At 27.7% G+C, this 14,086-nt stretch carries 11 protein-coding genes; 9 read left to right on the top strand and 2 right to left on the bottom strand.

Translation table 11 applies throughout. The annotated features are described in order from the left end of the window. Positions 1-379 precede the first annotated feature (379 nt). The 8 genes from ACTG44_RS10880 (at position 380) to ACTG44_RS10845 (ending at position 10,918) form a co-directional block, all read left to right on the top strand. Complete coding sequence (locus ACTG44_RS10880; RefSeq protein WP_479920446.1) at positions 380-1,738, top strand: uracil-xanthine permease family protein; 1,359 nt, start codon at positions 380-382, stop codon at positions 1,736-1,738. A 108-nt stretch (positions 1,739-1,846) separates the two neighbouring features. After that, complete coding sequence (locus tag ACTG44_RS10875) at positions 1,847-2,635, top strand: FAD binding domain-containing protein (RefSeq protein WP_479920445.1); 789 nt, start codon at positions 1,847-1,849, stop codon at positions 2,633-2,635. Beyond that, on the top strand, positions 2,635-4,941 hold the full coding sequence (locus ACTG44_RS10870) for a xanthine dehydrogenase family protein molybdopterin-binding subunit (protein WP_479920444.1): 2,307 nt from the start codon (positions 2,635-2,637) through the stop codon (positions 4,939-4,941). The genes ACTG44_RS10875 and ACTG44_RS10870 overlap by 1 nt, the downstream gene beginning before the upstream one ends. Positions 4,942-5,079: 138 nt before the next feature. Next, positions 5,080-6,357 carry an RNA-guided endonuclease InsQ/TnpB family protein gene (locus ACTG44_RS10865; RefSeq protein WP_479918998.1) on the top strand — a complete coding sequence of 426 codons (1,278 nt, stop codon included), beginning with the start codon at positions 5,080-5,082 and terminating at the stop codon, positions 6,355-6,357. Between the two features lie 180 nt (positions 6,358-6,537). Next, positions 6,538-7,260: a selenium cofactor biosynthesis protein YqeC gene (gene yqeC, locus ACTG44_RS10860; RefSeq protein WP_021384914.1), complete on the top strand. Its 723-nt coding sequence runs from the start codon at positions 6,538-6,540 to the stop codon at positions 7,258-7,260. Positions 7,261-7,369: 109 nt separating this feature from the next. Further along, positions 7,370-7,939 (top strand): molybdenum cofactor cytidylyltransferase, encoded by a 570-nt coding sequence (gene mocA, locus ACTG44_RS10855; RefSeq protein ID WP_021384916.1) that lies wholly within the window; start codon positions 7,370-7,372, stop codon positions 7,937-7,939. Beyond that, positions 7,936-8,955: a molybdopterin-binding protein gene (locus tag ACTG44_RS10850; protein WP_021384915.1), complete on the top strand. Its 1,020-nt coding sequence runs from the start codon at positions 7,936-7,938 to the stop codon at positions 8,953-8,955. The genes mocA and ACTG44_RS10850 overlap by 4 nt, the downstream gene beginning before the upstream one ends. A 337-nt stretch (positions 8,956-9,292) precedes the next feature. Then, on the top strand, positions 9,293-10,918 hold the full coding sequence (locus ACTG44_RS10845) for an ABC-F family ATP-binding cassette domain-containing protein (protein WP_021384911.1): 1,626 nt from the start codon (positions 9,293-9,295) through the stop codon (positions 10,916-10,918). A 409-nt stretch (positions 10,919-11,327) separates the two neighbouring features. Here the strand turns inward: ACTG44_RS10845 and ACTG44_RS10840 are convergent, their stop codons facing one another. Then, the gene (locus ACTG44_RS10840) at positions 11,328-12,440 is read right to left on the bottom strand and encodes a tyrosine-type recombinase/integrase (protein WP_479916880.1); all 1,113 of its coding nucleotides are present in this window, start codon (positions 12,438-12,440) and stop codon (positions 11,328-11,330) included. Positions 12,441-12,784: 344 nt separating this feature from the next. Between ACTG44_RS10840 and ACTG44_RS10835 the strand changes: the two genes are divergently transcribed. Further along, entirely contained in the window at positions 12,785-13,162 is a 378-nt protein-coding gene (locus ACTG44_RS10835) for a BlaI/MecI/CopY family transcriptional regulator (protein WP_021384899.1), read from the top strand. Positions 13,163-13,749: 587 nt separating this feature from the next. Here ACTG44_RS10835 and ACTG44_RS10830 read toward each other — a convergent pair. After that, positions 13,750-14,013 (bottom strand): hypothetical protein, encoded by a 264-nt coding sequence (locus tag ACTG44_RS10830; RefSeq protein WP_021384896.1) that lies wholly within the window; start codon positions 14,011-14,013, stop codon positions 13,750-13,752. Positions 14,014-14,086: the final 73 nt, after the last annotated feature.

Raw genomic sequence — 14,086 nt, 5'->3', positions numbered from 1 at the left:
ACTGGATTTAAAGTGGCATCTATAAAGTAGCGTTTATAGGTAAATGTTTAAAACTTACAAAATATAAATACTTATGAAAACTTATAACTTATAATGATTAAGATTGAAAGATTTAACTTGGATTAAATATATTGTAAAAAATTAAAAATTCATAGCTATAATATTCTTATGTTTGTAAGCTACTGTATAATAACATATACAAAATGATAGAATAAGTTTATTTGTTAATAATTAAATTTATTGTACACATTCTTTAAGTTTAAGAGCTTAAATGTATAAGGAAGTATAATCAAAATTTATAAACATCATTTAATTTAATATATTAGATTTTTAAGTATTTATATAATTCAATAAGTTTTATGTAACGGGAGTTTTTATTATGAAAGCAAAAAGTACATCAAAATTTGAATTAGACGGAATACCACCACTAAAGGAAGCCGTACCTTTAGGGTTACAACACTTAATGGCAATGGTAATAGGAAGTTGTTTACCAGCTATATTGATTGCAAATGCAGCTGGGCTTAATCATAAAATGTCAACACTGTTGATTCAAGCAGCATTAATTTTTGCAGGTGTATCAACTTTATTACAGTTATATCCAATACCTCTATTTAAAGGATTTAAATTGGGAGGAGGAATACCAGTTATAATGGGAGCTACAGCAATGTTTATAGGTGCTGGAGTCTCTGTTGCAGGGAAGTATGGATTGCCAGTCTTATTTGGTTCTCAAATAATAGCTGGTATAGTAATAATTATAATTGGTTTTGGCCTTAAAAAAATACGATTTATATTTACTCCAGTTGTATCTGGAACAATAGTCGCATGTATGGGTCTTGGACTTTTTCCAATAGCAATAAAAAACTTAGCTGGAGGTATGGGAAATGAAACTTTTGGACAGCCAATTAATTTTATAGTTGGAATCTCTGTATCTCTTATGATATTAGGATTAAACAAGTATGGAAGAGGATTGTTTAAAGATGCATCAATATTAGTTAGCATAGTTTTTGGATACATTTTATCACTAATTTTGGGTATTGTAAATTTTTCTTCAATTCAAGAGTTTACTTTGGTTGCGCTTCCAAAACCACTTATTTTTGGTCTAGATATAAGAATCGAAGTTGTAGTGATGTTTTCAATAATATATTTGGTTGAGATAGCAGATATTATGGGTGCATGTACGCTTTCTGCAGTAGGAGGACTCAATAGACAAGTAACGGATGAAGAACTTTCTTCTGCTGTTTTAGGAAATGGAGTACTATCTACGATAGGCGCATTATTTTCTGCAACTCCAATGGGGATGTTTGGTCAAAATTCTGCAATCGTTTCCAATACAAAGATTGTAAGTAAATTTGTATTAGCTATTGGAGGAATTGGGCTATTTTTAGCAGGAATATCACCGTTGTTAGCTAATCTAATAAGAACCATTCCTCCTTGTGTGGTTGGGGGAGCAACACTCGTTATATTCTCAACTCTTACAACATCTGGTTTAAGACTTGTTAGTATGGATGGGTTCAATCAAGAAAATAGCATGATACTAGGTCTCTCTATGGCTTCTGGTATAGGATTTATGGTGGCTCCTCAAGTTCTTGAAAAATTTCCGAAGTTTATAGAGACATTGCTTGCAGATTCAAGTGTAGTTTCAGGAGCAATGGTAGCTATAATAGTTCAAGCCTTGTATATGATAAAATTTCCTAAAAATAAGAACGATAAAGTTGAAGATAAAAAGGAAAGTTTATAGTGTAAATCGTTAATATATGTGAATCAAACGTATCACATTTATTGATATAAATTGAAAGATATATTTAAAAGTTTTAAATTTTAATGAGTCTGATGATAGGGGGACAAGATGGTTACTATAAAAGAATATACAGTTCCAGAAAGCTTAGAAGAAGCATATAAAATTCTAACTTCTAAAAAAAATAATGTTGTTTTAGGAGGATGCGGATTTATAAAATTAAGTAATAAGAATATAGGAACAGCTATAGACTTAAAGGCTATAAATCTAAATTATATGAAAGAAGATGAAAAAAATATTTTTATAGGTGCAGACACATCTCTTAGAAGTATAGAAATAGACAAAACTATTAAAAATTACTGTAGTGGAATAGTTTCAAGTGCTGTTTCTAATATAGTAGGAGTTCAATTTAGGCAAGGTGCTAGAATTGGTGCTAGTGTATTTTCAAAGTATGGTTTTTCTGATTTAATACCAGCACTTTTGGTTGTTGGAGCAAAGGTAAGATTATACAAAGAAGGAGTCTTAGAATTAAATGAGTTTTTAGATAATAAGTCAAGTAAAGACATATTAGTTGAGGTAATACTTCCAAAAAGAGATGCAATAGCTGTTTTTGACTCAATAAGAAAGTGTACAGGAGATTTTTCTATACTAAATTCAGCTATGTTAAAAGAAAATAATACTTACAAAATAGTAATTGGAGCAAGACCTCAAAGGGCAAAAATAGCACTTGAAGCAAGTGCCATATTAAGTAAAGAAAAAGATATAGATAAGGCATCTATTATTGCAAGTGAAGAATTAACTTATGGAAGTAATATGAGAGCTAGTAAAGATTATAGAATAGATATGGCAAGTGCACTAGTTAAAAGGATGTATAATGTTATTGAGGGAGGAAGTCGATAATGATTACTAAGGGGATAAGAAAGATAGATAGTACAGCAATTGTTACAGGAAAGCCTCTATATACTGAAGACCTTATAATGCATAAAGACGTTTTGACATTAAAATTACTTAGAAGTCCATATGCACATGCTAAAATAAAGAATATAGATACATCAAAAGCTGAAAAAATTCCAGGTGTTGTGGGTATTTATACTTATAAAGATGTGCCACAAGTTAGATATTGTGTCCCAGGTCAAACAGAGCCAGAAGCATCTCCATATGACAGAGTTTTACTTGAAGATACAGTTAGATTTGTTGGTGATGAGGTAGCTCTAGTAGCAGCCGAAGATGAAAAAACAGCACTTAAAGCTTTAAAGATGATAAAGGTAGATTATGAAATTTTAAAACCTGTATTTAATGCAAGAGAAGCAGAAGGAAATGAGGTTGTTATACATCCAGAAGAAGATATAGTAGAGCCGTATCCTTTTGGGTTAGATGCAAAAAATAATATAGTATCTAAAGAGTTTTTTGAATTTGGAGATGTTGAAGCCAAACTTGAAGAAAGTGATTTTGTGGTTGAATCTTCATATAAAACTCAAAGTCAATCACATTGTATGATGGAAACTCATAGGTCTTACTCATATAAAGACATAAATGATAGGATTGTTGTAGTCTCATCATTACAATCACCACACAATGTAAAGAGAATACTTAGAAAAGTGTTGGGTATTCCATCTTCAAAAATAAGAGTAATAAAGCCTAGAATAGGTGGAGGATTTGGAGGAAAGAATATAGCAGCTACAGATATATTTACTGCATTTGTTACTATGAAAACTGGTAGACCAGCAAAGTTTATTTTTACAAGAAGTGAAACTTTTGTCGGTTCTAATAGTAGACATGAAATGTTTTTTGATGTCAGAGTGGGTGCAGATAAAGAAGGCAATTTAAAAGCAATAGAGCTAAAGTCATTAAACAATACAGGTGCTTATGGTGGTAATGGTGTTTCTGTCTCTTCAGAATCTGGGCATAATACATTGCCAATATATAACGATATTGATGCTGTTAGATTTGATGCTAGAACAGTTTATACGAATAGATTACCAGCAGGAGCACTTAGAGGATATGGTGCTACACAGGGAATATTTGCAATAGATAGTGCTATTGATGAATTAGCCAATAAGATTGGAATGGACCCACTTGAATTTAGAATTAAAAACATAATAGATAGATACACTAATGGAAAAGCAGCTGAAGAAGAAATATTAAGTTGTGAGTTAAAACAATGTATAGAAAAAGGTAAGAAATTAATAAATTGGGATGATAAGTATCCATGTAAAGATATAGGAAATAACAAGGTAAGAGCAGTAGGCATGGCAGTTGCAAATCATGGTTCTGGTATACCACGTGTGGATATGGCAACAGTTACTATACGAATGGATGAAGATGGAACATATAAGTTGTTATCTGGTCTTGCTGATTTAGGTCAAGGAGCTGATACAATTCAAGCACAAATTGCTGCTGAAGCTTTAAATACTACTGTAGACAGAATATCTGTTTATACAGGTGATTCAGACTTATGTCCATATGATACAGGAGCATTTGCATCTTGTACTACAACAGTTACAGGCAATGCAACAATAAAGACAGCAAATAAATTGAAAGAAATATTACTTTCAGTGGCAGAATCAAAGCTGGGATTTAAAAAAGAAGATTTAGAGCTGGGAAAAGACAGAGTTTTTGTTAAAAATGATAATAGCAAATTTGTATTATCGGAAGAATTAGGTAGAGAATCAGTAGGAGGCATAGGGTTTGCTAGTGATGATGTACCAGTTGTTTTAGAAGCTACAGAGTCTTTTGGTATGTTAAAAAGAATAAAACCATTTATAGCAGGGTTTGCAGAGATAGAACTGGATAAAAATACGGGTGAATATAAGGTAATAAATTTTGCATGTGTCCCTGATTGTGGAACTGTTATAAATCCAACTTTAGCTAGAATACAAGTAGAAGGTGGAGTAATGATGGGTATAGGGTTTGCAATGTATGAGGACCCTATATTTGATAAAGACGGAAGATTATTAACAGATAGTTTTTTACAATACAAAGTTCCTACAAAAAAAGAAGTAGGAAATATATTAGTAGATTTTGCTGACAATTTTGACCCAGGAGGTCCTTATGGTGCTAAATCATTAGGAGAGATAGTAATACACACACCAGCTCCTGCAATAGCAAATGCAATATTCAATGCTACTGGTGTTCGTATGAGAGAGCTACCTATGACATTTGAAAAAGTTTATATGGGAATGAAAAACAATAACAAACCATTATAATATGTAATATAATATATAAAAATATGTAAATTTAAATTATTTTGTAAAATAAAGTAATTAAATAGACATTATATATGGTGTTTTGTAAAAATACCATATATAATGTCTAGTAGAGTATATTCTAAAGGAGGTGAGTTTATGCCAAGTAGAATAAAAAATATACACTATGGAACTCAAAGACAACAATTAAAAAACTTAACTAAAAAAGAATATCAAGCTCTACGAGAGATGTGTTTCTTAGCAAAAAATTTATATAATGTCGGTACATATAATGTTAGACAACACTATTTTAATCAAGGAGAACATCTTAATTATGAAGCCAATTATCACGTATGTAAAGAAAACGAAAATTATAAATTTCTCAATAGTAATATAGCACAACAGATATTGAAAGAAGTTGATAGTTCATTTAGGTCATTTTTTGGATTAATTAAATTGGCTAAAGAAGGAAAGTATGATTTTAGAGGAATAAAATCACCTAAATATCTGAACAAGGAAGGATTTTTTAGCATAATAATAGGTCAAATAAGAATTAAAGAAGATGGTATTCTAAATGTACCTATGTCTCCAGCATTTAAAAAATTATATGGGAAAGTAAGTATAAAAGTTCCTCAAAATATATTAGAGAAAAAGATTAAGGAAATAAGAATAATACCTAAACATAAGGCTAGGTTCTTTGAAATTCAGTATTGTTATGAGATACCGAAATCAGAGGAAGTTTCAAATCAAAAAAATGCACTAGCTATAGACTTAGGTTTAGAAAACTTATGTACATGTGTTACCAATCTAGGTGATAGTTTTATCATAGATGGAAAAAGGCTTAAATCTGTTAATCAGTGGGCAAATAAGCAGAATGATAAAATAGAAGCTTTAAAATTAAAAAAGAACATAACAACAATTACAAGAAGGCAATTTAAGGTATGGAATAAAAGGAATAATCAGGTTAAAGATTATGTAAATAAAACTTGTTTTTATATAATTGATTACTGTGTAAAAAATAATATTGGCAACTTAATTGTAGGATATAATGCTAAGTTAGAAAAAAGTGATAATGTGGAGAGGAAAATATATAGAAATTTTATAAGAATTCCTTTTGGAGAGATAAAAGGGAAGTTAGAATATCTATGCAAAATAAAAAATATTAATTTTATTAGACAAGAAGAAAGTTATACCAGTAAATCTGATTTTTTTGCTGATGATTTTATACCTGATATCAATTTGGATAATGTACAAAAATATGACTTTAAAGGAGAAAGAATAACTCGAGGTCAATATAAATCTAGCATGGGTATGATTATAAATGCAGATGTAAATGCTGGTCTTAATATATTAAAAAAATCACAAATAGCTGATTTATCCAATTTGAAGAATAATCCTCAAATATTAAAACAGCCACAAAGAATAAGAATATCTTAATTATATTTAAAGATAAACTGATAGCGTAAGCTTACAGCTTAGCGGCGAATTGGATCCGCCTTGTTGTTTACAACAGAATCTATTTACTTTAGGGTTTATGGAATTTCAAAAATCACTTTTACTAAAAAGTTTAATTATAAAAATTAAGAGATTAAAAAACTAGTTATAAGAGGTGAAAGTGTGGAATTATCAAATATAATTGGAAAGAATGAAATAATAACTGTAGTTGGAGCAGGAGGAAAAACTTCATTTATAAACTACTTTGCAGATTTTTATAGAGATAAATTAAAAGTTCTCCTTACAACAACAACTAAAATATACGTACCAGATAACTATGAAAATATAATTATGACAATAGATGGAACTGTTATTCCATCTATTTGTCATGGAGTAACAGTATGTGGAAGCTATATAAATAATGAACATAAAATAGTAGGTCTTGATTCATCTATTTTGGACAAAATTGTAGACAAATTTGATTTAGTCTTAATAGAGGGAGATGGTTCAAAGAAAAAAAGACTTAAAGGATGGAATGATAGAGAACCAGTAGTATATCATAAAACTACAAAAACTGTAGGAATATTAGATATTACTTCATTTGGAATGGATATTAATGAAGAAAACATACACAGATTAGACATATTTAAAAAAATAGCAAATATAGATACATATAATACTAGCAGTAATTCTACAGTGAATCTTGAAAATTTAAAAAATATAGTATTAAATCCAAATGGACTATTTAGAAACTATTGTGGGCAAAAAGTATTATTCATTAATAAAGTTGAAAATGAAAAGTATAAAAATTTAGCTATAAGATTAATAAAAAGTATTAAAGAAGATGAAAGTAAAATGGAGATATTTTATGGAAGTATAAAACAAAAGTTTTGTACAAGATATTGAAGTATTAAAATAGTTTATATGATATTATATATATAGATAATATCAATAGCGATATTATAAAAATCATAGAACTATCAATATATTATTATAAATAACAAGGATGATATATATGATAAATGCAGTAATAATGGCATCAGGTTTTGCCAGAAGAATGGGAACAAATAAACTTTTATTAGATTATAAAGGATGTTCTATAATAGAGCATGTATTTAAAGCAGTTAGTAAAATTAATTTTCATCAAGTTGTAGTTGTAAGTCAATATAAAGAGGTATCATTATTATGCAATAAATATAGTTTTAAATATGTGGATAATAAAAATGCGAATATAGGTCAGAGTGAATCCATAAAATTAGGTATTTTAAATAGCTCAAAATGTGATGGCTATATGTTTTTTGTGGGAGACCAGCCATTTATTGACAACATATATATAGATAAAATTATAAATACTTTTAAATTAGATAGAGATTTTATAGTAATTCCAAGAAATAAAGACGTATGTGGAAATCCAGTTATATTCCCATATAGTAAAAAAGAAGAATTATTGGCACTTAAAGAAGATGAAAAGGGTAAAACCGTTTTAAAAAATTCATCAAAAATAAAGTATGTAGAAGTTCCTAAAGAAATATTATTGGACATTGATACAAAAACGGACTATGAAAGAATTGGGGGTAAATTATGAAGTTAATAAAAACTATAGATGCTGTTGGACAAGTTTTATGTCATGACATAACTCAAATAATACCTGGAGAATTTAAAGGAAGAAAGTTTAAAAAAGGTCATGTAGTAAAAGAAGACGATATTCCAGTTTTATTATCTCTTGGTAAAGATAATTTGTATGTATGGGAAAAATCAGAAGGCATGATTCATGAAAATGAAGGTGCGTTGTTTTTAAAAGAATTAACTGCTGGAGAAAATCTAGATTTTAGTGAAATAAAAGAAGGAAAGATAGATTTTATAGCAGCATGTGATGGACTTTTAAAGATAGATGTTGATGCACTTTTTGATTTGAATTGTGTTGGAGAAGTAATGATGGCTACTCTTCATAATAATTTTATAGTAAATAAAGGTCTAAAAGTAGCTGGAACAAGAGTTATACCTCTAGTTATAGATGAGAAAAAATTAGAAGAAGCAAAAAAAGTGGTTGCAAATAGAAAAATAGTAAATGTAGTGCCTTTCAAGCCTAAAAAAGTAGGGATTGTAACTACTGGAAATGAAGTATTCTATAGTCGAATTGTCGATAAATTTGGACCAGTAATAGAAGAAAAAGTAAAGGGTTTTGGTTGTGAAGTTATAGGACAGACTATATGTCCAGATGATAAAGAAATTATAAAAAATGCAATAAAAGAGTTTATAAGTCAGGGAGCAGAACTTATCTGTTGTACTGGTGGGATGAGTGTAGACCCAGATGATGTAACACCAACAGCAATAAAAGAAACTGGAGCTGATTTGGTAACATATGGGTCACCGATATTACCAGGAGCAATGTTTTTACTTGCTTACTATGGAGAAGTTCCAATTATGGGTATCCCAGGTTGTGCAATGTATCATAAAACTACAGTGTTTGATATAGTTCTATCTAGAGTCTTGATTGATGAAAAGCTTGATAAGTATGATATAGCTAGATATGGTCATGGAGGACTTTGTATGAACTGTGATGTATGTACTTACCCTGCATGTAATTTTGCTAAAATATAAAGAGACTATAAAAGAGTATTTACAAATTAAGTACTCTTTTTAAATATGAAACAAAATAAACTAATGATACTTTAAAAAAAGCATCATTAGTTTATAAGTTACAATAAAGTAATTACAGTATATAAAAGAAGGAATAAAGTTGCAATTTGATTTCTTTATAAGTATAATATAATAGATTGTTAATTTTTATGAATTTACAACTTTTACTATACCTTAAATAAATATTTCACTAACTTAGTATAAAAAATATACTGTTTAAGTGATAATAGATAATAAAAGCGTTATCAAAATTTTATGATAAAATAAATTATGAGCAAAAAGAAAGGAAAATATATTAATGTTACAAGTTACAGGTGTTGGACTTAGATTTGGTGATAAGGAATTATTTAAAGATGTTAACTTAAAATTCACTAAAGGTAATTGCTACGGAATAATAGGAGCCAATGGTGCGGGAAAATCTACTTTTTTAAAAATATTATCAGGAGAGATAGAGCCAAATACAGGCAATATATCTATAACTGATAAAGAAAGAATGTCAGTCTTAAAACAGGACCACTTTGAATATGAAGAAGAAACTGTTTTAAATGTTGTTATAAGAGGGCATGAGAGACTTTGGGATATAATGAAAGAGAAAGATGCCTTATATATGAAAGAAGATTTCAATGAAGAAGATGGAATCAAAGCTGCTGAGCTTGAAGGAGAGTTTGCGGAACTTGATGGATGGGATGCAGAAACTAATGCTGAAAAAATACTTATGGGTCTTGGCATAACTAAAGATATGCATTACAAACAAATGAAGGAACTAGTTGGTGGGGAAAAGGTTAAGGTATTGTTAGCACAATCACTTTTTGGTAAGCCTGAGATACTATTAATGGATGAGCCTACCAACCACTTAGATTTTAAATCAATAAACTGGTTGAATAACTTTATAATGGATTTAGAAGAATCTATAGTTATAATAGTATCACATGATAGACATTTCTTAAATCAAATATGTACTAATATAGTTGATGTAGATTTTGGTAAAATACAAATGTATGTTGGAAACTATGATTTCTGGTATGAATCAAGTCAATTGGCTTTACAACTTGCTAAGGACCAAAATAAAAAGACTGAAGAAAAGATAGCTCAATTAAAGGAATTCATAGCTAGATTTAGCTCTAATGCTTCAAAGGCTAAGCAAGCTACATCAAGAAAGAAACAATTGGATAAATTAGAAGTTGAAGATATACAACCATCAAGAAGAAGATATCCATATGTAGGATTTACACCTGCTAGAGAAATTGGTAATGAAGTTTTAGAAGTACACAATTTAACTAAAACTATAGATGGAGTTAAAGTTCTTGACAATGTATCATTTAGATTAGATAGAGATGACAAAGTAGTATTTATGGGTGATGAAATAGCTACTACTGCTCTTTTAAATATAGTTATGGGAGAACTTGAACCAGATAGTGGAGAGTATAAATGGGGAGTAACTACTTCTCAAGATTATCTTCCAAAGAATCATAATAAGTTTTTTGATGGAGTAGAATATTCTTTAGTTGACTGGCTTAGACAATTCTCTGAAGAAAAAAGTGAAAGTTTTATAAGAGGATTTTTAGGTAGAATGTTATTCTCTGGAGAAGAAGCTTTAAAAGAAGCTCAAGTTATATCTGGAGGAGAGAAGGTTAGATGTATGCTTAGTAAGCTAATGCTTTCAAATGCAAACGTACTTGTGTTAGATGACCCTACTAACCACTTAGACTTAGAAAGTATAACTTCTGTTAATAAAGGACTTGAGAAGTTCCCTGGAGTGCTTTTATTTACTTCTCATGACCATGAGTTTATATCTACTATAGCAAATAGAATTATAGAGATAACTCCAAATGGAATAATGGATAGAAAGATGGACTTTGATGAGTATTTAGAAAGTAAAGATATACAAGACCAATTAGCTAAAATGTATGGAAAAAGTAAATAATCATTAATTTAAAAATTGTTTTTAAAATATAATTATTAATATAAAAACCTTTTAATGTTTGTGTACATGCTATGTAAGAGTGTGTAAGTTTTTAATCAAATATTAGAAGGTTTTTTATTTTATTAAAATATTCGATTTTAGAATGGATAGGTGATATGACTTGAATACAATAATATGTAAAGTAATGAAAATATATGCAAGATAAGTATGATGTTGTAAATTGAAATATAAACTTCTATAGAAAAATATCATAACTAATTGCAATAAAGCAAAACAAAAAGGATTATTTAAGTGCTTGTCAGTTAGAGATAGATACATTTAATATTATAGAAAGAAGATAATAAAACTAGTGCTAGTTTATCAATTAATATTTAATGTATTTATCTCAATAGACCAAGCTAATTTTATATTAATTAGCATTAAATAAACTTTCAGAAATTCTGTCAGAAGCTTCTTTATCCATCTCCTTAAGAACATGGGAATAAACACTTAAAGTAGTATTTATATTTGAATGTCCAACCCTTTCAGATATGACTTTTATAGGTACCTTAGAATTTATAAGTAAAGTAACATGTGAATGTCTTAAATCATGAAATCTAATATGAGGTAAATCATTCTTTTCTAAAAATCTTTTAAATCTTTTACTCATAACATCTTCAGCAATAGGTTCACAGTTCTTATTAAAAAATAACAAATTTTTACTATTTCTAATAGAAGATTTTAACAAATTTTTATTTTGCTTTATTTTGTGTTCTTTTAACAAAAAAATCAATTCTTTTGGAGCAGATATTTTTCTAACAGAGTTTTCTGTCTTTGGCTCTTTAAGAATTACAGAACCATTAATTCGAGATGTTATCTTGTTTACTGTTATTGTATTTTCTTCAAAATCAATATTATCCCAAGTCAGACCTAAAACTTCTGAAATTCTAAGACCTAATCCAATTGCTAAATTAATAGGTAATTCCATGTTTGTATCTTTTGCTAAATCTAATAATTTTATCATCTGCTCTCTATCATAAATTTCATTTTTAAATTTTTTATATCTTGGAGTCTCTATATTATCCATAATATTTTCTTTTATTAATTTGAGTCTATAAGCTCTTCTCATTGCAAGTTTCAATATATTTATATGAATCTTAATTGACTGAGGATTTAATTTATAAGATAGATTATCTATGTAATTTTGTATGTGAATAGGATGTAAGTCTTGTATTTTATATTTACCAATAGATGGATTAATATAATTCTTACAAATACCAACATAATTATTGTATGTAGCTAATGAAATATTTTCATTGTATTTATTTAGAAAATCTAACAGAAATTCTGAAACTGTAATTTCATTTGGAACTAAGAATCCATCTTTATATAAGCTTTCTTTTACCTCACTTAGCCTTTTGCTTGCTTCTCTTTTTTTATCAAAGATACCCATATTTTTTTGTTTCCTTTTGCCAGTGTTTTCATCTGTAAATTCAAGGTAAACAACATAGTTCTTATTTCTTTTTCTAATAAATGCATTCATATATAACCCACCAATCAAAATTTTATACATTTATTATAACATATATACAAACTCAAAAATAGTTTTTGAAATAAAGTTACATTTATTTTAAAATACCAGGTATATTTATTATAAAATGTATATATTATGTCAAATATTAGAATTTTAATTTAATAATCTGTTATACTTATAGAGAAAAGATATTATTTTTTATATTAATAGATTATATGTTTGATTTATACTAAAAATATAAATTTTTTATATTAATAAAATTGGATTAAATATTTTAAATAAAACCTTTGACTCCAAAAGTCTATTAATATAGTATTTAATTATAGATAAGTTTGAGAGGAGTGTAAAATCATATGACTATTACTAAGATACCACCAGCAGAATTAAAAGTCATGAAATTTATTTGGGGTTCAGATTTTACAGTAACATCAAAAGATGTCATTGAAGCCATGGAAAAACTATATGATTGGAAACAGACTACAACATTAACACTTTTATCAAGATTAGTAAATAAGCAATTCTTAAGTGCAAGAAAAATTGATAGACATACACATTATACAGTTCTTATTGGGGAAGAAGAGTATTTGCATTTTGAAACAAAAACTTTTCTAGATAATATGCATGGTAGTTCTATTGAGAGTTTTATGAAATCATTGTTCAAGAAGGGGGTAAATGAGGACGAATTAAATTCTGTTGAAAATTGGGTTAAAAATATTAAGAAAGATGAATAATTTAATGTAGTTAATTATAATAATTTGGGGTATATATTTTTATTAAAAATAAGATTACATAGTTTTGAGTAAATTACATATTTTACATATTTAAATATATAAAATATGTAGGTATATAATATCATGCTAGAATTCATATATTTTGTCTTCTTCTAATGTGAAATTAATTGTCAAAAAATAAATATTTTTTATAATAGTTAGTTAAATGAATACTATATTAAAGTATAATGTAAAAATTATAATTTTTTAGAAGTATTTTTATTTTGTTATTGTGATGTTAATCTAATAAGTTTGGTGTAAAATCAAACCTATTAAAATTTAATTTTATATTAGGTTTATAGTTAATATCAACACAACGTAATACTAAGGACTACTTTACAAGTCAGAAATTTTGTCAATTAATCACGTAAATTAATTGTTTTAGATATGTAAAAGGTATAATTTTATTTTTATTACTTATAGAGCTTAAAGTATATAGTGGGTTATATTAAATATATTTGTATTTATAAATTTGAGATAAATATTTAGATGTATATTAATAATTGTTAAAATAAAAAGTTCCTAGTTTTAGGAACTTTTTTATCTGCTTAATACAAAGTATGAGTTTTTGCTTCAGCAATAGCTCTTGCTGCACTTTTATGTTTTTCAGTATTTTCTTTTTTGTAGAATTTAATCACTTCATCTAAATCTTTATTTTCAATGTTATCTTTCTTATTTTCAAGAATATAATTTACAATTGATTCATTTATCAAATCTGTCAAAATCTTATTTTCATCATTAGTTATCTTAGACATTTCTTGTAATAGAATTTCATTAACTTCTACTGTAATTTGTTTTGTATTTTTTATCATATTATTCACCTCTTGAAAAAATTATATCATCTCAAAAAAATAAAATCAATATGTTTTAAAATTATAGAATTTT

The organism is Clostridioides sp. LIBA-2809 (assembly GCF_056688965.1).
The sequence above is the reverse complement of the archived record's forward strand: the minus strand, read 5'-3'. Positions and strand labels throughout refer to the sequence as shown.

Excerpts from the sequence above, each read along its gene's own strand:
- mocA (WP_021384916.1), top strand. The coding sequence starts at position 7,370 with ATGATAAATGCAGTAATAATGGCATCAGGTTTTGCCAGAAGAATGGGA.
- ACTG44_RS10840 (WP_479916880.1), bottom strand. The coding sequence starts at position 12,440 with ATGAATGCATTTATTAGAAAAAGAAATAAGAACTATGTTGTTTACCTT.
- ACTG44_RS10845 (WP_021384911.1), top strand. The coding sequence starts at position 9,293 with ATGTTACAAGTTACAGGTGTTGGACTTAGATTTGGTGATAAGGAATTA.
- ACTG44_RS10870 (WP_479920444.1), top strand. The coding sequence starts at position 2,635 with ATGATTACTAAGGGGATAAGAAAGATAGATAGTACAGCAATTGTTACA.
- ACTG44_RS10830 (WP_021384896.1), bottom strand. The coding sequence starts at position 14,013 with ATGATAAAAAATACAAAACAAATTACAGTAGAAGTTAATGAAATTCTA.
- ACTG44_RS10850 (WP_021384915.1), top strand. The coding sequence starts at position 7,936 with ATGAAGTTAATAAAAACTATAGATGCTGTTGGACAAGTTTTATGTCAT.
- ACTG44_RS10880 (WP_479920446.1), top strand. The coding sequence starts at position 380 with ATGAAAGCAAAAAGTACATCAAAATTTGAATTAGACGGAATACCACCA.
- ACTG44_RS10865 (WP_479918998.1), top strand. The coding sequence starts at position 5,080 with ATGCCAAGTAGAATAAAAAATATACACTATGGAACTCAAAGACAACAA.
- ACTG44_RS10875 (WP_479920445.1), top strand. The coding sequence starts at position 1,847 with ATGGTTACTATAAAAGAATATACAGTTCCAGAAAGCTTAGAAGAAGCA.
- ACTG44_RS10835 (WP_021384899.1), top strand. The coding sequence starts at position 12,785 with ATGACTATTACTAAGATACCACCAGCAGAATTAAAAGTCATGAAATTT.